This is a genomic window from Synechococcus sp. PCC 7336, from assembly GCF_000332275.1.
Lineage (GTDB): Bacteria > Cyanobacteriota > Cyanobacteriia > Thermostichales > PCC-7336 > PCC-7336.
Genome location: NZ_CM001776.1, coordinates 4,061,130 through 4,081,572, shown reverse-complemented (window position 1 = coordinate 4,081,572; position 20,443 = coordinate 4,061,130). Strand labels below are relative to the sequence as shown.

Annotated in this window: 20 protein-coding genes and 1 other RNA gene; 3 read left to right on the top strand and 18 right to left on the bottom strand. The window is 52.2% G+C overall.

Features of this window, described 5'->3' with window-relative positions; genetic code table 11:
• Positions 1 to 12: 12 nt before the first annotated feature.
• The 11 genes from SYN7336_RS19305 to SYN7336_RS19255 form a co-directional block, all read right to left on the bottom strand.
• A complete protein-coding gene (locus SYN7336_RS19305; protein ID WP_017327583.1) occupies positions 13 to 603 on the bottom strand; it encodes a hypothetical protein in 591 nt (196 codons plus the stop codon).
• A 600-nt stretch (positions 604 to 1,203) separates the two neighbouring features.
• A complete protein-coding gene (locus SYN7336_RS26830) occupies positions 1,204 to 1,722 on the bottom strand; it encodes a DUF1643 domain-containing protein (RefSeq protein ID WP_227498543.1) in 519 nt (172 codons plus the stop codon).
• Entirely contained in the window at positions 1,698 to 2,630 is a 933-nt protein-coding gene (locus SYN7336_RS19295; protein ID WP_017327581.1) for a nucleoside hydrolase, read from the bottom strand. The genes SYN7336_RS26830 and SYN7336_RS19295 overlap by 25 nt, the downstream gene beginning before the upstream one ends.
• A 10-nt stretch (positions 2,631 to 2,640) precedes the next feature.
• Positions 2,641 to 3,768, bottom strand: a complete 1,128-nt coding sequence (gene proB, locus SYN7336_RS19290) for a glutamate 5-kinase (RefSeq protein ID WP_017327580.1) — start codon at positions 3,766 to 3,768, stop codon at positions 2,641 to 2,643.
• Positions 3,769 to 3,776: 8 nt separating this feature from the next.
• Complete coding sequence (gene yidD / locus SYN7336_RS19285) at positions 3,777 to 4,076, bottom strand: membrane protein insertion efficiency factor YidD (RefSeq protein ID WP_017327579.1); 300 nt, start codon at positions 4,074 to 4,076, stop codon at positions 3,777 to 3,779.
• Positions 4,077 to 4,098: 22 nt separating this feature from the next.
• A complete protein-coding gene (gene mraY, locus SYN7336_RS19280; protein WP_017327578.1) occupies positions 4,099 to 5,169 on the bottom strand; it encodes a phospho-N-acetylmuramoyl-pentapeptide-transferase in 1,071 nt (356 codons plus the stop codon).
• Between the two features lie 222 nt (positions 5,170 to 5,391).
• The gene (locus SYN7336_RS19275) at positions 5,392 to 5,817 is read right to left on the bottom strand and encodes a phosphomannose isomerase type II C-terminal cupin domain (protein ID WP_017327577.1); all 426 of its coding nucleotides are present in this window, start codon (positions 5,815 to 5,817) and stop codon (positions 5,392 to 5,394) included.
• 139 nt (positions 5,818 to 5,956) lie between these two features.
• Complete coding sequence (locus SYN7336_RS19270) at positions 5,957 to 6,235, bottom strand: MoaD/ThiS family protein (RefSeq protein ID WP_017327576.1); 279 nt, start codon at positions 6,233 to 6,235, stop codon at positions 5,957 to 5,959.
• A gap of 149 nt (positions 6,236 to 6,384) precedes the next feature.
• Positions 6,385 to 7,698: a threonine synthase gene (gene thrC / locus SYN7336_RS19265; RefSeq protein ID WP_017327575.1), complete on the bottom strand. Its 1,314-nt coding sequence runs from the start codon at positions 7,696 to 7,698 to the stop codon at positions 6,385 to 6,387.
• Between the two features lie 239 nt (positions 7,699 to 7,937).
• Positions 7,938 to 8,137, bottom strand: a non-coding RNA gene (ssrS, locus tag SYN7336_RS29190) — 6S RNA.
• Positions 8,138 to 8,422: 285 nt separating this feature from the next.
• Positions 8,423 to 8,995, bottom strand: a complete 573-nt coding sequence (locus SYN7336_RS19255) for a GIY-YIG nuclease family protein (protein WP_017327573.1) — start codon at positions 8,993 to 8,995, stop codon at positions 8,423 to 8,425.
• A 171-nt stretch (positions 8,996 to 9,166) separates the two neighbouring features.
• Here SYN7336_RS19255 and SYN7336_RS19250 point away from each other — a divergent pair, with 171 nt between their 5' ends.
• Positions 9,167 to 9,382 carry a hypothetical protein gene (locus tag SYN7336_RS19250; RefSeq protein ID WP_017327572.1) on the top strand — a complete coding sequence of 72 codons (216 nt, stop codon included), beginning with the start codon at positions 9,167 to 9,169 and terminating at the stop codon, positions 9,380 to 9,382.
• 27 nt (positions 9,383 to 9,409) lie between these two features.
• Here SYN7336_RS19250 and SYN7336_RS31570 read toward each other — a convergent pair whose 3' ends face one another.
• Positions 9,410 to 9,547 carry a hypothetical protein gene (locus tag SYN7336_RS31570; protein ID WP_162139124.1) on the bottom strand — a complete coding sequence of 46 codons (138 nt, stop codon included), beginning with the start codon at positions 9,545 to 9,547 and terminating at the stop codon, positions 9,410 to 9,412.
• A 143-nt stretch (positions 9,548 to 9,690) separates the two neighbouring features.
• On the opposite strand from SYN7336_RS31570, the gene SYN7336_RS19245 reads away from it, so the two are divergent.
• A complete protein-coding gene (locus SYN7336_RS19245) occupies positions 9,691 to 10,272 on the top strand; it encodes a DUF2854 domain-containing protein (protein WP_017327571.1) in 582 nt (193 codons plus the stop codon).
• 117 nt (positions 10,273 to 10,389) lie between these two features.
• Here SYN7336_RS19245 and SYN7336_RS19240 read toward each other — a convergent pair whose 3' ends face one another.
• Positions 10,390 to 11,406 carry a PstS family phosphate ABC transporter substrate-binding protein gene (locus SYN7336_RS19240; RefSeq protein WP_038026114.1) on the bottom strand — a complete coding sequence of 339 codons (1,017 nt, stop codon included), beginning with the start codon at positions 11,404 to 11,406 and terminating at the stop codon, positions 10,390 to 10,392.
• A gap of 201 nt (positions 11,407 to 11,607) precedes the next feature.
• Positions 11,608 to 11,886, bottom strand: a complete 279-nt coding sequence (locus tag SYN7336_RS19235; RefSeq protein ID WP_017327569.1) for a DUF6679 family protein — start codon at positions 11,884 to 11,886, stop codon at positions 11,608 to 11,610.
• Positions 11,887 to 12,162: 276 nt separating this feature from the next.
• On the opposite strand from SYN7336_RS19235, the gene mnmG reads away from it, so the two are divergent.
• Positions 12,163 to 14,064 carry a tRNA uridine-5-carboxymethylaminomethyl(34) synthesis enzyme MnmG gene (gene mnmG, locus SYN7336_RS19230; protein WP_017327568.1) on the top strand — a complete coding sequence of 634 codons (1,902 nt, stop codon included), beginning with the start codon at positions 12,163 to 12,165 and terminating at the stop codon, positions 14,062 to 14,064.
• Positions 14,065 to 14,402: 338 nt separating this feature from the next.
• Here the strand turns inward: mnmG and SYN7336_RS32450 are convergent, their stop codons facing one another.
• From SYN7336_RS32450 to SYN7336_RS26820, 4 genes are all read right to left on the bottom strand, one after another.
• Positions 14,403 to 14,594 carry a hypothetical protein gene (locus SYN7336_RS32450; protein ID WP_017327567.1) on the bottom strand — a complete coding sequence of 64 codons (192 nt, stop codon included), beginning with the start codon at positions 14,592 to 14,594 and terminating at the stop codon, positions 14,403 to 14,405.
• 167 nt (positions 14,595 to 14,761) lie between these two features.
• The gene (locus SYN7336_RS19220) at positions 14,762 to 17,212 is read right to left on the bottom strand and encodes a S8 family peptidase (protein WP_026101153.1); all 2,451 of its coding nucleotides are present in this window, start codon (positions 17,210 to 17,212) and stop codon (positions 14,762 to 14,764) included.
• Positions 17,199 to 18,236: an AAA family ATPase gene (locus SYN7336_RS19215; protein WP_017327565.1), complete on the bottom strand. Its 1,038-nt coding sequence runs from the start codon at positions 18,234 to 18,236 to the stop codon at positions 17,199 to 17,201. The genes SYN7336_RS19220 and SYN7336_RS19215 overlap by 14 nt, the downstream gene beginning before the upstream one ends.
• Positions 18,237 to 18,706: 470 nt before the next feature.
• Positions 18,707 to 20,440, bottom strand: coding sequence for an efflux RND transporter permease subunit (locus SYN7336_RS26820; RefSeq protein WP_017327564.1), 1,734 nt, complete (start codon positions 20,438 to 20,440; stop codon positions 18,707 to 18,709).
• Between the last annotated feature and the right edge of the window lie 3 nt (positions 20,441 to 20,443).

The following is a 20,443-nucleotide window of genomic DNA, read 5'->3' as shown; positions in this document are numbered from 1 at the left end:
GTTGCCAGCTCCTTACTCTTCACGCGCAGTGTAAGCAATGGCCAAACGGGCAGCTTCAGACTCGTCAATTGCGGCATTGACGGTTGTGGGCACACAATTGGTGGTTTCCATCGAAGCATGCATGCCTTGATACATGGCATCGCGATCGCGGCTCCAGGTATCTCGAACGGCATCGGAGACGGCTTGCCCGTTGCCATCCATTTCAGCTAATAAACCAGCCACTTTGTCGAGATGGAAATGAACCATCTTCAAGTCTTCCTGTCGAGTGGGGACTTCCGTTCTTTCAATCGCACACAAAGCACGGGCCACTTGGCTATTTGCACCAATGCCAACTGAATGTAAGCGATTGGAAAAGCCCATTGCCTGCCTTGTGGTTGCGTTCGAATCATCAAAAATGGTGGCCACCGGTACGTTATTGCGACGAATGGCATCCTTGAAGGCATTCTCGCGGGCTTCCACAAACCGAATTGAGGGGCTACTAATGGAGCCAGTTGATTCTAGTTGCACTTCCAATGGGGTTGCTTGAGCCAATGCCCCAGCAGTTGACATCGCTAGCGTCAAACAGCCGACTGCAGAACCCAATAAAATTTTTCTGACTTTCATGAAATCTCTCCCTAAATATCAGTCAATATTTGCAGGATAGGCATTGCTTTCAAGAGTTGATAATACAAACTCTCGCTCTCTACTGAAATCTTGTAGAGATAGTTAATCGAGTGAAAAATCGATTGGCAATCTTAGTATCTCGGCACTAGCCACTAGAATGATTGCTCTCTATAACACTCTCGATTGCCCTCTATAACACTCCGCTTGGCAAGCCTCACACAAAAAACACTCCTCGCATAAAGCCGATTGAGAACTCTCTCCATCCGCCTGACTGCGAGCGATACGCTCGAGTTCCAAAATGTTAAAATTGAACCTCTAAAACATACCTTCTAGCTGTTGGATATGCCTGACACTCCTCGCGCTGTCAAACAAGCAATCCATGGCTGAATAACATTGACCTGACTGAGGCTAGATACACTATAACATTGCAATTTTTAGAACATTCGAGATTCAACCCAAAGTCGATACAGAACTTCTCCATAGGTTTATCTAAATTCATATTCTTATTGCGAGGTATGGATATTATCTCTATTTAAAACCTTCTGAGTTCTTGTTACAAATTATCGAGTCGATCGTCCTTTTGATGGATACTCTTTCGCGTCAAAGAAGTGAATGGAAGGAAATTAGTTGAGTCCGATTGGGCAGATAGAGAGGGTGTTTGGGAGAGCCCGTGCGATTGAGGCCCAAACAGTAACAATTGACAGAGTTGAGCAGCGCGACAACAGCGCGATCGCGTCCCAACCAACTGCCAAAATTTCCCCAAGCCAGCACGAGCCAACTGACCCGCCGACTGGCCGCAAGAATCTGGCGATCGTTATCCAACCCAACCGGCTCGATCGCCTGTTGCAACAGTTGGGGACGAGTCGCTCGATAGGCAAACAAATTCACCACCTCCACCGAGCCACACCCCCACCGTCGGGCAAAGCCCATACAGCGCCGAATGGTTGGGTCGTCTGCGGTTGCATCCGCCGTGCTGGGATTGAGCATGACAAACCCCACCCGAGGCTGACTACCGTCCCATTCCCGCCAGAGGGTATAGCGATATTGACCGGTCGCGTCAAATTCTGCCCCCATCTGCATAGCGCGATCGCCCCTCAAAGTCGGCGCAGGCGATCGCACAATAATCCGTAAATCCCGTCCGCATCAGCCCGTTCCATCACTACCGCATTCGCATCCCGACCGGTGACACCCCACAAATCCACAATCGCGCGCCCGCGCGTAATGTCACTGAGGGTTTCCAGCTCAACCGACAGCGATCGCCCCTCAAATAACTGCGGCTGAATCAGATAGGCGATCGGACAGGGATCGTGCAAAAAGCCTCCAGCCGTACCGTATCGCTTCATGCTGAAGCGACCGTAAAACTCCAACATATCGGCAGCGGCGATCGCTGCGGGGCTGTCAATTGCCCGAATGGCTTGCAGGCGAGCGGGGGCGGTCACGAGCTGGTGGGTCAAATCGAGGGTAAAGAGGGCGATTTTTGCCCCCGACTTCAGCACGACATCGGCAGCATGGGGATCGACATAGAAATTGAATTCTGCCGAAGGGGTGACGTTACCCTGGGAAATGGCGCCGCCCATGATGGCAATCTCGGCAATATTCTCGACAATCTGGGGAGCTTGAATGAAGGCGACGGCTAGATTGGTGAGCGGGCCGACAGCGGCAATCGTTATGGGTTCGGGAGAATTGGAGATCGCCTCAATCAGAAAAGCCACCGCATGTTGCGATTGCAAGGGCATCGTGGGGGCTGGCAGTGCGGCCCCATCCAGACCTGTTCTGCCGTGAACCTCTCTGGCCGTTTCTAGGGGTCTCAGCAGCGGTCGCGGACAGCCTGCAAAGACGGGGATATCGGGGCGTCCGGCTAATTCGCAGATTTTGCGGGCGTTGGTTTGGGTGAGTGCTAGGGGAACATTGCCCGCCACTGTGGTGATGCCGAGCAGGTGCAGTTCCTCTGGGGAAGCCAAAGTCAGCAAAATGGCGATCGCGTCGTCCACCCCCGGATCGCAGTCAACAATCAGCGATCGCGCCATACCTGACCCCTCATCCAGCTAACGATTCCAATTCCAACAGCATCAGATTGTCGCGATGCACCACTGTATCTTCGCCGTTGTAACCCAAGATCTGCTCGATTTCGCTCGACCGCTTGCCTCGAATCCGCTGGAGTTCAACCGCGCTGTAATTGCTCAATCCCCGTGCAATCTCGCGTCCCTGCGGATCGCGCAAACTAATCGCGGCCCCCACCTCAAAATTGCCGTCCACCGACACCACGCCAGCAGGCAGCAGCGATCGCCCCTGTTCGTACACGGCTCTCACTGCCCCAGCATCTAGCCCAATCGACCCCTGCGGTTGCAGCACAAACGCAATCCAGCGCTTGCGAGCCCGCGACGGCTGCGGATCGGGGTCGAAGCGAGTCCCAATCGGTTCCCCCGCTAAAATGTCGGGAATTTTTTGGGGTTGAGTGCCGCTGGCGATCGCCATTGTTATCCCCATCGACGTGGCAATCTGGGCAGCAGAAAGCTTGGTAGCCATCCCCCCCGTACCCCAACCACTCGCCCCTCGCTCCCCCGCCCGCACGAGCAACGGCTTGCCCTTCTCCACCCGCACAATCGGCTGCGCATTCGGATCGAGACGGGGATCGGCAGAATAGAGGCGATCGACATCCGTCAGCAAAATCAGCCAGTCCGCCTCCACAATCCCCGCCACCAGCGCCGAGAGGGTGTCATTATCCCCAAACTGCAACTCCTCCACCGCCACTGTGTCGTTTTCGTTCACCACTGGAATCACCTTCATATCCAGCAGTTGGGCGAAGGTCCGTTGGGCGTTGAGATAGCGATCGCGATGGACCAAATCCGCTCGGGTCAGCAACACCTGGGCAATGGGTTGATTCAAAGAGGAAAATAGGTCGTCGTACAGCCGCATCAAGCGTCCTTGACCTACAGCCGCGATCGCTTGCTTTTCGGCGATCGTCGTCGGTCGCTGCTCGATTCCCAAGCGCGCACAGCCCACCCCCACAGCCCCCGAAGACACCAATATCGCCCGCCAGCCGTCTCGCCGCAGCTGGGTGAGGGTTTCCACCAGCGGGCCAATGGCCGACAACCGCAGATCGCCCGTTTGGCTGTCGGTCAGACTGGAAGTTCCGATTTTGACCACAACGGTTTTAGAGCCCATACCCGCATTTATTCCACTTCAACAGACTCGGACGGCTTGGAGTTGAGGCGATCGCTGGGGGGCCGACCCATTGCCTCTGCCCAACTATCGGGCACGGGATCGACGCCGCCCGGATGCCAGGGATGGCAGCGACAGATGCGACGCAAACCGAGATAGCTGCCTTTTAAAGCTCCAAACTTTTGAATCGATTCGAGCGCGTATTGGGAACAGGTGGGCCAAAACCGGCAACTGGCGGGCAAGAGGGGAGAGAGGCCCTTTTGATAGCCGCGAATTGCCCAGACTAAGGGGGTACTGAGTTTGGAGGTCATGCGCGTTCTCCCTGTAAGAGGGTTAAACCCCATTCAGCAGATATACCGCAACGCCCAAAACTGCGCCTGCCAAACAGAGCACTGCCACTACTGTAGTCTCTGACCACCCCCCCAATTCGAGATGGTGGTGCAGCGGCGACATGCGCAACAGCCGTTGGCCTTCGCCATACTTGCGTTTGGTGTACTTGAAATAGCCCACCTGCGCCATCACCGATAGCGCCTCGGCCACAAACACTCCCCCCGCTAGGGCCAGCGCCCACAGGCAATTGCCGATTAACGCGATCGCCGCTAGAGCTCCCCCCAAGGCCAGCGAGCCCGTATCCCCCATAAACACCTTGGCCGGATTGCGGTTGTGGGCCAAAAATCCCAAGCAACTTCCGGCTAACGCGATCGCCATCAGGGCCACATCCGCTTGAGGCACGATGCAGGCCAGCGCCACTAACGCGATCGCCACAGTGCTAGCAGCCAATCCATCTAAGCCATCAGTCAAATTCACGGCATTGTTCGTGCCAATGAGGGCGAAAACCGCCACCGGCCAGAATGCCAAACCCAGCGGCAAACTGACCGCTAAGGGCAGCGCCACCGCTGTCTGGACTAATCCCACCATCCAAAAGCCAATACAGGCTGCGATCGCCACGGCAATTTGCCAGCCTAATTTGAGCTTCGGCGAAATGCCTCGATTCGATTTCTCGCGAATCACCAGCCAATCGTCAAAAAAGCCAATGGCTCCAAACGCTAATGCCACCAGCGCGATCGCGATCGCGGCGGGCGTAGCCTGCGTCCAAATCAACCCAACAACCAGCCCGACAGGCACAAAATACAAGCCCCCCATCGTTGGAGTGCCGCCTTTTTTCAAATGAGCCTGCGGCCCTTCGGCACGAACGATTTGTCCCGCTTTCAGCCAGCGCAACATCGGCACTGCTGCAATGCCCAGCAATGCTGCGAGGATCGCTGTCAGCCAGAAAGGAACGAGCGCGGCGGGCTGCAGTTGCCACAACACTGCAGTCAATCCGGCGATCGATAGAATCGCAATTCCAGTACCGCTCCACTCCACGGGGAGCAGGCGGTTTTCAATCTGTTGTTGTCCTGCCAAACTTGTCGAGCCCCAGCCACACCTACAGAGAATCAGGAACGCGAACGAGCACTCCGCCGATCACCCTAAGCCTACAAGCGAATCGCAGCAGAATCTGTCACCACCTCCAAACAACGGGAGTTCAATCGTAGAGTTTCCTGGCTGTTGCTCCCCTCTCCCAAACTTGGGAGAGGGGTTGGGGGTGAGGGCGGTAACGAAACCATGCATCCTCGCGGCGGCCCGTTACGTTTGGGGCGCGCGGGAGTAATCGTCACTAAAGCGAACGATGTCGTCTTCGCCTAAATATTGACCGTTTTGCACCTCAATAATCACCAGCGGAATCACGCCGGGGTTTTCCAAGCGGTGCTTGGTGCAGGGGGGCACAAAGGTTGATTGGTTGTGGGATAAGACCGTCTCGCGATCGCCACAGGTCACTTTGGCAGTGCCGGAAACCACGATCCAGTGCTCGCTGCGATGGTAGTGCATCTGCAAGCTGAGGCGGTGCTTGGGGTCTACCACGATGCGCTTAATTTTATAGTTCGGACTTTCTTCCAAAACCGTGTAGGTGCCCCAAGGGCGACGCTCTGTAACCAATCCCTCCTCGCCTAAGCGACTGGCAAGTTCTGCTTCAACCGAGGTTGCCTCTTCAGTGACCGGAGCTTTAGCCATAACCTGAATTCCTCTAGGCTCGTATGCTGACTGGGGACGTGCGCGGCATCTATCTCGAACAGCTATACCGCGATCGCCAGCCGCAACACCCGCGCATGCTATCAACTAAGCATAACTTGCCCGATCGGGCGGTGGCGAACTACACACCTCCAGCGATCGCCGGAATAATACTGACCTCGTCCCCTTCCTTGAGGGGAGTTGCGGCCCCATCCAAGAAGCGAATATCTTCGTTATTGACGTAAAAGTTGACAAACCGACGCAGCGTTCCAGAGTCGTCGCAGAGGCGATTTTTAATGCCGGGACAGTTAGATTCGAGCGAATCCAGCAGTTCGGTAATCGTGCTGCCCTCGCAGTCAATGACTGCTTGGTTTTGGGTCAGCTTTTGCAAGGGGGTGGGGATTAGAACCTTAACAGCCATCTTTAGATTTCAGCGTAAATGAGTTTTGTCAGAAGTACAGTATATCCAGTCAATCCCGAACCGACTCAAAGGGGTAGAGACTGCGGCATCGAAGCGAAGAGCCAGCGGCCCAGTCCATCCCACTGGCCATCGAGCCGGTTCAGTTGAGGTTATACGCTGACCTCTTGCCAGTCCAGACGCTCTAAGGTGCGGGCGCGCTCTAGCGCCTGCTCGAAGCTGTCCAGCTTGGGAGGAATTGTCAGCGGGTGGCCCACATGGGACTGCACGGCCTCCTGGGTTTTGAGGCCGTTGCCGGTGATGTAGGCGACGGTGACTTCGTCGGGAGCGATGCGCCCCGATTCTGCCAGCTTTTTGAGCACGGCAATAGTGGTACCGCCTGCCGTCTCGGTGAAGATGCCTTCGGTTTCCGCCAGCAGCTTGATACCGTCAATAATTTCGGGGTCGGTGGCGGTGTCGATATGACCGTTGGTCTTGCGGGCCAAATCGAGTGCGTAGATGCCGTCAGCGGGATTGCCGATCGCGATCGACTTGGCGATCGTATTGGGCTTCACCGGAGTGACAAAATCGCGCCCTTCAGCAAACGCCTGGGCAATGGGGGAGCATCCCTCAGCCTGCGCTCCACTCATACGCACGTCTTTGGCTTCCACTAGACCCGTTTTGACGAATTCTTGGAAGCCTTTGTAGACCTTGTTGTACATGGAGCCGGAAGCCAGAGGGGTCACCACGTGGTCGGGGAGCTGCCAGCCCAGTTGCTCGGCCACTTCAAACCCGAGCGTCTTAGATCCTTCCGAGTAGTAGGGCCGCAGATTGATGTTGACGAAGCCCCAACCGTAGGTGTTGGCCACTTCGGAGCAAAGGCGATTCACCTGGTCGTAATTGCCCTCCACTGCCATCACGGTGGGGTTATAAATCAGAGAGCCCAAGACCTTGCCCGATTCGAGGTCGGAGGGAATAAAGATGTAGCATTCCAAACCGGCATGGGCGGCGATCGCTGCGGTGGAGTTGGCCAAGTTGCCGGTGCTGGCGCAAGAGACCGTACTAAAGCCGAGTTCCTTCGCACGGGTCAGCGCCACAGACACCACCCGATCCTTGAAGCTCAAGGAGGGCATATTAACGGCATCGTTTTTGATGTAGAGATTGTGGAGCCCCAAGCGCCGCCCCAAGCGATCGGCGCGCACTAGCGGGGTCATGCCGGTGCCTACGTCAATGGGATGTTCGGATTCGACGGGGAGAAATTGGCGGTAGCGCCAAATGGAATTGGGGCCGCTCTCGATGGTTTGGCGGGAGACGGACTGCGCGATGCGATCGTAGTCGTAGACCACCTCGAGTGGCCCAAAACAGAACTCGCAGACATGTTGGGCTGTGGCCTCGTGGCGTTCGCCGCATTCTTTGCACTGCAGGTGACTGATTTTAGATCGCACCGCAGTGGCGACTTCAGTGAGGGGGGAGATGGCTTGGGTCATGGCTAAAACTCGGGCAACTCGGCTACACAGCAATCTTGCAGTAAAGTATCATCCTGGCAAAAATCTGTCAAGCAATCCAGACTTTTTTAGTCGGGATTAGTCAATTGCTTTTCTGGTATAGGTTTGAATGCTTTTTCAGGAGGGGGAGATCGCCCGCGATCCCAGATCGAATTTCGGCCGCACCAAAAAAGCTCCCGATTTGGGAGCTTTCGAAGGGGATATTGAGTTGTTTAAAGCTGGTTAGTCCCGCAGTGCCGTCTTACCTCAGGTTTCGACCCCTGATTGCCAGGGAAGAGTCTCGGCAGCGTCTGATAGTGTCCTGGCTATTACGCGAAGAATCGCACCCAGGCTTACTGCTCGTTCGCTTGTCTCCCGACCCTCAATATCGAAGATTACAGATCAAAAAACATATTGGCAGTCACCAACACCTCAGGACTTGCAATATCCTACCCTAAATCTCGGTAGAGCTTGTATCCCCACGATACAAAGCCCGATAAAACCTCAGTTCGACCAAAGGGTGTCCCCTACCCCTACGCCCCCGCTAAGGGCGGCATCAACCATAACTTTGGGGCTAGAGGAACAAAATCCAGCCAAGCTTGGCGGCTGTTTCTCCCCTCTCCCTCGGGAGAGGGACCGGGGGTGAGGGCAATGCAGAGCTATCGAACTCAGGTGATAAACCCTTGAGTGGATGAGGCGATCGCGGCCCCAGAGTGATTTACAGGCATTAGGTTTGCAAGTCCAGTAGGCCCTTATCTTTCAATTTGGGATGAAACCGCAGCGGCTCCTGCAAATTGCGTTCGGCTAGAATTGCCAGAATCTCAGCTTCGACGCGGCGGGCAACTTGCTTGAGCACTTTAGTGCGGGCGCGATCGTCGATCGCCGGATCGGCATAGCTAGCCAGTTCCTCCGCCGCCATCATCGGCTTCACATCAATCGGGTTATCCCACGCAGACGGCTTGCTGGCATTGCCAGCGGGGATGCGGCCGTTTTGCTCGATCCAAGCAGCACAAATCTGCTCTAGCGCGGTGCGACTGGGACGCTCGATGGTTTGGGCTTTCACCCAATGGCACAAATGGGGCTGACGGATGAGGTGCAGCTTGAGGCTGAGGGCTATATCGCGGGAATAGCCAATGTAATGCAGGGTGCGATCGCGATCGAAGATGGCGTAGACGCCGACTTTGCTGCGATAGCGATCGGGTAAGTAACCGCTGTCGTCGATATAGGGGACAAATTCCAAACTCTCGAGGGGCAAAATATCGATGGGGGTGGGCACGATCGCCTCTTGAATATGCTTCACAACAAAATGCGCGATCGACTCAAACGTCCCTTTTCAGGAGAAATATGAAGACATGTAATCCTGTTTAACGGTTCGTTACGGCCTGCGGGGCTGCGATGTAGAGCACCAGATCGCTGTGGTAGCGTATCACTGGCACGATTCATCCGCCCAATTTCTTAAAGGAGATATCCGTTGTTAGCATCCTCCTCTGACTTCTCCACTAAGACTCCAGTTCAGCTCGAAGATCCGCTGGACGGTTATGTTGCCGATATGCAATTGCACATGGCCCTGCAGGCCAGAAATTTAGTTCCCCGTCTCAATGCCGATGCTGTCGACAGCAATCGTCTGGGACTACTGCACGAAGTTCAGGCCGCCTCTGAAAAATCTGCTTCTCGACAGTGGTTCTAAGCCCTGAAAGATAGCCTGGAACTGCCTTCAGAACTGAGGGTCTGGCGAAGGTTCGAGATAGGTGGCGATCGCGATATTTTGCACGCAATTTAGTAGCACGTTATAAATCTCTTGTTTTAGAAGGCCGCGACTCTGAGGGGGTTGCGGCCTTCGGGTTTGAGACATTCGGAGTTGAGTTCCTCAACTCCGAAGTAGAGGGATTGGTATTTGGCGGGTTCTTAACAATCCTTTACTATTGAAACAGTCTCTATCCTCCTCAGTTAAGGATTGACTGACGATTGTCCCATCATCGAGCTCCGTCAAACCCTATGTTCGAGCGTCTTCCATTTGCCCTCAGCACGTTGCCCACGATCGCGGGCGCGATCCTGCTGGTGTGGGGGTTAATTGAGTACAATACCCCAACTCTCAACTTGATTGGATTTTCAGCGGGGATTCCGCTGTTGTTAGGGGGATTGGTGATGAAGGCAGTGGAGTTAAAGCCGGTACCGCTGATGTCCCCCGTGACGCCAGAGATCGAGCAAGCGCGATCGCAGCAGTCCACCGAGATTCAGCAGCAGATTATTACCGATATCACCAAGTACAACTACGGGGCAGATGCCCACCTCGACACTGCTTTGGAAGCATTAAAACTGAAAGGTCGCACGGATGCAGAGTTGCCGCGCATTCAGACCTATGGAGAGCAGTTGCGAGATGGAAAATATACGTTGGTGTTGCGGTTCGAGACTTCGCGACTGCCGTTTGAAAAGTGGGAAGAGAGTTACGAGAAAAAGATGAAGACTTTTTTTGGTCGCGATGTCGATGTAGAGCTGACCCAGCCCGGTAAAGATTTGGCTGAGATTGCCCTAATTGTGAAGTCCGACGTGCCAGAGACTGAGGCGGCAGCAAGTTAGCGCAAGCAAAACTTGACGATACATAAACTGGCTCTCGCTCCCCTCTCCCAAGGGAGAGAGGGGCCGGGGGTGAGGGCCAATCCCCCGCTGAGTGAGTAACCAGTGGCAGGCGATCGCCTAGTTGCCAAACAAATCGTCAATGGGCGTACCTGGCTCGACATCCTGGAATCGAGATCCCGTTTCGCGGGCCTCCCAAACTGCAGCAATTCTGGTGTAGGCAGAGTTGGGTAAGCCAATGTAGCCGACGGAGGAGGAAAGATCGGCTGCATTTTCGATGTAGAAGTCAATGAATGCCCGCACCTCTTGGCGATCGGCAGAGTCTTTGCTGACATAAATAAACAGTGGGCGAGCTAGAGGCTTGTAGATACCGTTCTCAACCGTTGTGGTGGAGGGGGTAACGCAGCCATCGCCGCCATCAACAGCCAATACGTTGAGAATATCTTCGTTCTCTTCAAAAAAGGCCAAGCCAAAGAAACCCAACCCGCCGGGACTGCCAGCCACGCCGGTCACAATGACATTGTCGTCTTCGCTAGGCGTGAAATCTGCCCGAATGTCGTCTTCATCCAAAATGGCTTCGTTGAAATAGTCGAAGGTGCCAGAATCGACGCCCGGAGCAAATAAAGCGAGCTCTTCGTTCGGGAAAGCCGGACGAATTTGACTCCAACGGGTAATCTCCCCCTCTGCATCTGCATTCCAGAGGGTGTTGAGTTCCTCAACCGTTACACATTGAGCCCAGTCGTTTTCCTTATTAACCACAACGGCCAATCCGTCAAAAGCAACGGGAATCTCGATAAATTCAACACCGCTTGCTGCGCAGGTCTCGATCTCGCTTTGCTTGATGGGGCGGGAGGCATTGGAAATATCGGTTTCGCCAACACAGAATTTCTTAAACCCGCCGCCACTGCCACTCGTGCCAACAGCCACCGAAACGCTCGGGTTTTCAGCAGAGAAGGTTTCAGATGCGGCAATCGAGATGGGGGCAACGGTACTGGAGCCATCAACGATGACCGTACCACTCAGCCTGTCTGACGTAAGGGTGGATGAAGGTTGCGAGGATTGGTTTGTACCTCCACAGGCAGTCATCAGTGCGGCTACAGTCGCTGCCAAACCTACTGGTAGCAATGTCCGTTTCATGGGCTTTTCTTCCTTCTCGCGCTTTGAGATCCTGAGAGGATCTGACGGTACACATAATGGAGCGGGATCTGGAAAGTTCCCACCTCCTACGTAGTAATACCGCTATTGAGCGCCCGTTGAGGTTAATGCTGGGTTAAGGGGTTACGGACAATTAGGACACATCACCCCGTAAAATTAAGTGTTCTCATGTCTAATCAGAGGTTACTTTTCCTCGTCCGGGCAGTCTTCGGAAACGAGCAGTGTGGTGTCGTATTTCGGCACCGAGGCAATCTGTCGAGACACAGAACCAATACTATCGAGACGCACAGCTTCTTCTAGTGCAAAAATCTCATCTTCATCTTCCACTTCATACCGCAGAGTAACGATATCTCCCTCGATATTGAGAATCGTAGCCCGATCGATCCACCGCATCTGGTCCCGCAGAAAGATACTAACGGTACTGTTGCTCTGGCACAGTTGGTAGATCTTGCGATCTAACATATGCAGGATCCCTTAAGTATGGAGCTGTTATTAAACTTACCCAAAATTCCCCACAACTTTGGCCAATGTGCCGAGACGACAAGCTACCTCACCGCACCCATCCGTGAAAACGACCCGCAAGGCGTATCACTTTGTCGATCGCTTATCGCCATAATAAAGAAGTATCTCTCGATTGGCGAGCTTGCCAGCCGCTTGGGCTGCTCCCGCGCCAGTCAGTGGCGCTTTCCCGACTGCCGGCCGAGCGATCGCCTCGTTTCTCCAATTCTTGTGTTCCCTATGCTGCACGACTCCGTCACCTATCTCGATCGCTACGACGTCATTGTGGTGGGGGGCGGCCATGCTGGCTGCGAGGCGGCATTGGCGGCAGCTCGATTGGGGGCTCGCACCTTGATGTTGACGCTCAATCTCGATCGAATTGCTTGGCAGCCTTGCAACCCAGCGGTGGGGGGTCCGGCAAAATCGCAGTTGGTCCGTGAAATTGACGCTTTAGGCGGCGAGATGGGTCGCATTACCGATCGCACCTACCTGCAAAAACGAGTGCTCAACCGCTCCCGAGGTCCGGCGGTGTGGGCCTTGAGGGCGCAAACCGACAAGCGGGAATACGCGCGCGAAATGCGGGCTGTGGTGGAAAATCAGCCGGGTTTGACACTGCGGGAGGGGATGGTGACAGACATCATCTTGGGAGCGAATGACAATATCGAGGGGGTGCAAACCTACTTTGGGACGGCCTATGCCTGCGCAGCGGTCATTTTGACGACGGGGACGTTTTTGGGCGGGCGCATTTGGGTGGGACCGCGATCGATGGCGGCGGGGCGAGCGGGAGAATTTGCAGTCGAGGAATTGACGGACACCCTCAATCAGTTGGGTTTTGAAACCGATCGCCTCAAAACCGGCACCCCTGCCCGTGTCGATCGCCGCACGGTGAATTTCAGCCAAATGGAGCCCCAACCGGGGGATGAAGAACAGCGCTGGTTTAGCTTCGACCCCAGTGCTTGGGTGGAGCGGGAGCAGATGTGCTGTTATTTAACTCGCACCACTGCCGAAACCCATCAAATCATTCGAGATAATTTACATCTCACCCCCATCTACGGCGGTTATGTGGATGCTAAGGGGCCGCGCTATTGCCCCAGCATCGAAGACAAGATCGTCCGGTTCGCCGACAAGGCCAGCCACCAAATCTTTATCGAGCCAGAAGGTCGCGATATTCCCGAACTCTACATTCAAGGGTTTTCGACGGGGTTGCCGGAGAATCTGCAGCTCCAGCTCTTGCGCACGCTGCCCGGTTTGGAAAGCTGCGACATGCTGCGTCCGGCTTATGCGGTGGAATACGACTATATTCCTGCAACCCAGTGCTATCCCACTCTGATGGCCAAACAAGTGGAAGGGCTATTTTGCGCGGGCCAGTTAAACGGTACGACGGGGTATGAAGAGGCGGGAGCGCAGGGGTTGCTGGCGGGGATTAATGCTGCTCTGTTGGCTGCAGGGAAACCCCTGCAGGTGTTGCCCCGCGAAGGTAGCTATATGGGCACGTTGATTGATGATTTGTGTACGAAGGAATTGCGCGAGCCCTATCGCATGTTGACTAGCCGATCGGAATATCGGCTGCTGCTGCGCTCCGACAATGCGGATCGGCGGCTAACGCCATTGGGTCGGGAGATTGGCTTGGTGGACGATCGCCGCTGGCAGCTTTTCCAAGACAAACAGACTGCGATTTTGGCCGAGATCGATCGCCTGGAAAGTCAGCGAGTCAAGGGCCACGATCCGGCGGGCATTGTTTTGAGCGAGCTGACCGGGCAGGGGATTAAAGGGTCGGCGACGCTGGCGGAATTATTGCGGCGATCGGGGTTGCATTACTGTCATTTAGATGAGAATCAGTTGGGCAATCCCGAGCTGGACGAGATTGAAAAGGAGGCGGCTGAAATTGCGGTGAAATATCGCGGCTATATCGAGCGGCAGAAAACGCAAATTGAGCGGGTGGCGAAGCAGTACGGACGAGCTCTCTCGCCCGATCTCGATTATGAGGCGATCGAGACCCTATCGAAGGAGGCTCGCGAAAAGTTGGCGAATGTGCGACCGCTGACGTTGGGGCAAGCAGCTCGAGTTGGCGGGGTCAATCCAGCGGATATTAATGCCTTGTTAGTGTATTTGGAAATTCAGCATCGGATGGTTGGGGTTTAATGGGTACATTTTCTAAATATGGTTCTTCGGTACCTGTTATGCTGATGGAAGCTTGTAACTGACCAAACCTCTTACCCAGTAAGGCTTATATGCGATTTTGTCTCCAGAAAAGGGTGTTTTGCCAACAAACCCTTAGCTAATAAAGCTTTGAGGAATTATCAGGCCGGAACTAGCATACCAAGTCCGGTAGAGCCCTGAATATTCAGTCAGCGCTTCTGGATGAAAAGCGTATTTCATTCACTCGAGATCTGTCTGGCTTGTGCCAGAGCTTCCTTGCCAGGAATAGGCTGTACTAGCCCGTTACGAATATCATCTCGTCGTTTCTGGACTTTTATTAGCTAGTCGGATTGAATAGTTTCGTCTACCTCAGCCTCAAGACTTGCCAGCAGTTCTTCCGCCAGTTGGAGTCTAAGATTATTGGGTAGAGACAAAGCTTCCTGCATCAATTGATCAATAGACATTTGGGGACCTCGAAAAATTGCTTTCGCCAAAAAGTCAAAGGCTGAAACCATTGAAAACTCGTTGAGCATTCTCAATAACTCAACTTTATTCTCAACAAGTTTGAATTAATCGAGATGCCTATTTGTTGAAGTCAGAACCAAGAAGAAATTAGTTCTATTATATCTTGATGCTTTTGCATAATTACTCCAATCAAGCATAGAGTTAACACGTAAAAACATTATTTTTATAGATTCCATCAGACGCGAATTCTTTGGGCAACTTGGGTCCTTAACCTGATCTGATTGTATAAATTAATTTCAGGAGACGAGTGACTAATAGATACAACCAATGCATATCTTTGTACATCTTTTTCTCCCTTCTTCGCCCATTTTCGACCACAGCTAACAACAAGATATAAAGATTGATGATTATATCCTCTTGCTCTAGAGGTAATTGTAACCTGGCCTCTCTGAAGAGAAGCCTTCTTTCTTAAGTTACTTCCAGGAAAAAGATCTATAGAAATCCCTGATCCGTACCTTTTCTTTAACTCGGTCAGAGAAATTTCTGTAAACGATTCCGTCGAATTTTCCTTGTTAGCCTTGACGAATGCATTAACAATATTATCTTTGTCGAGATTTTTGAAAAGGTTGAATTCCATCGTAACTCCGAGGTAAGAGTCTCCTCGTGTTGGTCGAGTGGGTGGGTCGAAAGCAAGTGCTATAGATAATGTTCGATCTCCTTTAGTCTCTAGATATTCATCTGGAAGAGATGGAATCTCATATATCTGAAAACTTCCAACAGGAATCTGTACATTGTCTTCTAAAAGTACTACATAGTTCTCGGCAGAGTACTTTGCTCGATATAAGTCAGCTTGGCCGTATCCATAAATTTTCAATTGTTTCAGCAATTGCTTTTTATCTTTTCTTTTTGCTTGAAAAACATTTGGAATTTCAATAGGTAAAGTAGCTGAGTTTACAATCAATGCCCTAATCAAATTTGAAGTTGCATTAGGGAATTGAGTGAAGAGCTGGGCTGCTATGTTAGCTACACGGGAAGCTGCAAAGCTAGTCCCACAATAGGCACGAAACATTGAACCAGCATAGTCTTTGGCAAGTGTCAAAATCGAAGTGCCTGGTTCATTGATGATTACGCGGCTTCCGTCAACAACTAAATCACCACCAAAATCTACTAGGTCGGGCTTGATCATACCATCGACACCAAAGCCACTTCTTGTAAATGGGGAAGGATATCCTTGAACCCGTGCAACTATATTTCGTTTGGCATCTTCAGGATATTGAAGACTGCCAGAGCCAAGTGAAAGTGAACCAACTGTGAGGGCAATCGCAGAAGTGGCCGGTTCAATAATTCGAGCTTCTTTACTGAGCAAATAGTTTGGATAGCCGGTTCGTACCTGTTCCCCTGAACCTGCTTTGTAAGGTAGGTTTCCGGCGGAAATAACAAACACCAAGTTTCTATGCTGGAGCTCATAGGCAATTTCATCAATCTTCGCGGCAAGACGAAATTGCTTCTGCCCATCTCTAAAGGTTAATCGAGAGTCTCCAAGAGATATATTGATAACTTTGCAGTTTCTATAACTTTGTGTGAAGTGTTGAATAGCATCATTCAACTGGTTCTCTAATAGAGAGTCTGGATCGTACTCGTTATTGCTGTCAGTAACACGCGCCGAGAAAAGCCAAGTTGTTGGCTGAAAGAGCCGGTTCTTGATGCTTTGTTTTATATCTCCATAAATAGCAATTCCTGATACACCTGTGCCATGCCCCCCTGTTTTCTCATCTCCATCATCAGCACTGCCTGTAATAAGTTTTCTGGCTGAATCTGGAAAAACCTCAGCCTCCCCCAATGCTGGAGCAATAAGAGGATGTCCGCGCTGCACCCCAGAGTCAACAACCAAAACTCCGCAATTCTGCTCAGGAGGAGAATCAACTTCTGGGAAATCAGATAGTGGGATGCTATATTCAGCAGGGGTCTCAAAGCTAGGTTTAGGTCTACGATCAATTTCCTTGACAAATTCTTCTTCTAGCAAAAGATTGAGAACTTCATGTATAACCTTAATCCTGGCAATACACAGGTATTCCCCTACATAGCGATCGCTGATCTGCATGGCAGAATCATTTGACCAATTCCTCAAAACCTCATCCAATTCATCCAGGTATTTATTCATTTCAGCCCTATCCCCCGTATGCCATAGCTCTAGGTCAAACACATCAGGTTCATCCACTTGAATGGGCTCAAGCTCTAATAAGCGCCCAATTCGATCTGAAGGCTCTAGTGGTACTAACGCTTCAATTGCATCCAAGTGACCATATTCGTACTGAGAATCACGGATGCCGCTGTAGGCTTCTAAACGCGAGCGAAATTGAGTGAGTTCTTCATCCGAGGTAAAAACGACAATGGCTTTATTTGCTTTTGGCTCTTGGGCAAGTAACGTTAATCCGAGAGGTGAAAGCGCACTCTCTTGCAGAGTTCTGTCTGGGCTCAACTTAATTTTGAAAATAAGCTTTGGATTAAGGTGAAACGGTGAAGTCTTTTGTTTCGAACGTTGAGTCAGGATCGAAGCCTGTTCTAGTAATTGCCGACCATGACTACTACGATCACTTCTGCGGGAGCTATTACCTCCACCACCTTTGCTACGCCTCGGTAGCTCGATACTGGTTCTCGGCAATTCTAGATGCTCAAACTGACTCACAGGCTCCTGCCTCTGGAGATTCTCCTGAACTCACTATTATACGACTTCTTTCTAAATAACGCTCTACAGCAGCAGTTAAGTCAGCGTGAGTAAGCTCTTGGTCGCCGCGAAGAATGACAGTTTTAATTGTGTCAATACAAATTCGTTCAATATCTGCACCAGTTGCCTCTTCCAATTCAGCGGCAAAATCTCCAAGGTTAATACCAGAGTATCGAATTCTAGAAAGATAGCATTTCAAAAGCTTTTTTCGGAGTTTTAGATCGGGTTTAGCAAAGAAAATAATCTCGTCAAATCTCCTCCAAATAGCATTATCTAGTAAGGACTCATGATTTGTTGCTGCAATGAATAAACTGTTACTGCTTGAAGCGTCAATAAGTTGAAGTAAGCTATTAACAAGTCGCTTAACCTCACCATGTTCGTTAAGGGTGTTACGATCTCTAGCGATCGCGTCAAACTCATCAAACAGAACAACCCATTCACCATTCTCAACATAATCAAAGATTTTCTTTAGATTAGTCGCTGTTTCACCTAAGTAGGAAGAGAAGACTGCTGTTAAATTAATATAGGCAAGAGGTATACCTAAAACACCAGATAACACTTTGGATGTGAGAGTTTTACCACAGCCTGGAGGTCCACAAAATAAAAGTTTTGATTTGGGTCGCAACCCATAAGCTTCCAAAATCTCTTGCTTTCGATTTTCCAATGCAACGCGCTGCAAAATCTCCAAATTATCCTTGCTTAGAATAACATCATCCCAACTTAGACTGAATAGTTTAACATCAATTAGCGATAAACCCGTCTCCCTATCTTTTGGCTCTTCAGGATAATTTCCGTAGAGAGTGTTACTAGCAGGAAGGGCTTTAGAATAGCCATTTTTCAAGATTCTTTCTAAATCTCTGGCAAGTAAGTTGTGATTCTTGCTCTTCTCTTCTTGAATTAGTTCCATAGCTGCAGCATAAAATCCTTCTCTCTCATTGTGAGAGAAGCTTTGGAAAAGCTTTCTTATGATTTCTCCCCTTGCCATATTCTGATGCTGCGCTCGACTCTATCCAGTATCTACAGTGAGTAGATTAACACTATAGGCATCATGCCATCCTGAAATTAGGGATCGGATAGGCTTAATTAGGGTTGATGCCACTAGTTGTGGGAGATTGTCGAATAGGAGGTTTTGACTGAAATGGTTTTAGGAACTTTGTTGGTGATGAGGATGTGCATTCCCTGGAGCCATTCACCGGTGGTTTGGGGGCGGCACTATCTCAACGAGGTATCACCTATTTGTTGCCATCAGGCAATCCCTAGCTCATTGAAGTCATATATAGCGATCCTACGTCAGTCGTAGACGACTTGAGGGCTGAAACCCAACGCTGGCAAGGACTCAAATTTATAACTCATCTAGGATTGCTATAAAAGGGCTGAAGTGTTTCAGGTGAAACCCACACAGATGTCGCTGAACTAGGCGCCGTACTGGACTCAGGCGACACCGATAGCCAAAACTCAATCCGGCACCGCTTCCAACTCAGCCCGATCGCCCCCAGCAATCCAACCCGCTCGAATCGCAAGACTGTAAAGCGACGGGACGAAGAATAAAGCGAGCAATGTCGCCCCCCCGAGGCCACCCGCGATCGCCACTGCCAGCGGCGGCCAAAACCCCGCTCGATCGAATAACAACGGCGTAAACCCCGCCATCGTCGTCAGCGTCGTGGTTAAAACGTGGCGAGTACTGCGGTCAACCACCCGCTGCATCGCCTTTGGATCGCCCCGACGAGCCTCTGGATCGGAACGCAGGGCCGCTAAAACCACAATCGAATCGTTGATGGCTAAACCCACCAGGCCCAATGCCCCCAAAATAGCCATAAAGCCGAGGGGATAATTGAACAACCTGAGGGCTGCTAAGGCCAAACCCACTGCGGCGATCGCGATCGCCGCAATACTCCCCGCCAGCGCAAACGACCCCAGCGACAACACCAACGTCGCCAGCATTAACACCGCCAGAATGCCCACGGTCGAGAACAAATTGCCTTCCGCAGTTCCTCTCGCCTCAGCCTCCCCCCCATACTCGAAGCTGTAACCCTGCGGCAATGTCACTCCACTCGCCTGCCAAGCTTGCTCGAACTGAGCTAGCGCATCGGCTGGCAACACCCCTGCTTCAAGGTAGCCTCGCACAATGTTCACCCGCAGGCCGTCGCGACGATCGATTTCCGCAATGTCGGGCAACAGCTCAACTCGACCCAGGGCATCTAACGGAATTGCCTCCTCCTGCGAGAGCAGCTCGATGGAATTCAAGCTATTGAGATTGCCGCGATCGCCCTGTTTCAAGCGCACCCGCACCGGCAGTTCTTCCGTTGACTCCAAAATCGAGCCACCCACCGCTCCTTCTAGGTTGGCATCCAACTGTCGAGCGATCGCCGCTCGATCCAAACCCGCAATCCGCGCAGAAGTTTCATCCAACTGCAACCCCAATTTCGGCAGCGCTTCGGTCAGCGTCGATTGAGTGTGAACGACCTGCGGCACTTGCGCCATCACCCCCCGCAACTCATTGCCCAACTGCCGCAGGCGATCGAGGTCGGGACCGTAAAGGCGCAGTTCGAGGGGGGATTCAAATGGCGGTCCCTGCTCTAGCTGGCGGACGAGAACTTGGGCTTGGGGAAATTGGCGATCGAGTTGGAGTTGCAGGCGGCGAACGATGGGTTGTGGCAGTAAGTTGGGCTGTAGTTGTACCAAACCTCGAGCGAAGTTGGAGACGCTTTCTTTTTGGGCGACGACGTTGTAGTAGAAGGTGGGAAACGTTTCGCCTACCAACCAGGTAACCTTTTCGATCTCGGGCTGCTGCACGATCAAGTTTCGAACGTCCTGCACCTGTCGTTCGGTTTCAGTTAAGGAGGCTTGCACGGGGAGTTCGAAGTCGATGTGGAACTGGTTGCGATCGCTCGGGGGGAAAAACTGCTGGGAGAGCGTTCCGGCTCGAGCAAATCCGACGATTGGGATGGCCAGAGCGAGGGCGACTCCCAGCCAGGGGCGGGAAATCAGGAGATTGAGAAAGCGGCGGTAGAGGACAGAAAGTTGAGGATGGTTGAAGCCTCGGGTGAGGAGTTGGGGGGGGGTCGCTGTTGATAGGTTTTGGCTGGGAACCTGAGGTCGTGGGGGGAGTGTCGACTCCCCCCACACCCCCCCGACCAGGGGACGGCCCGCTTCCCCTGGACCCCTCCGATGGGGGTTATGGGTTCGCATTGA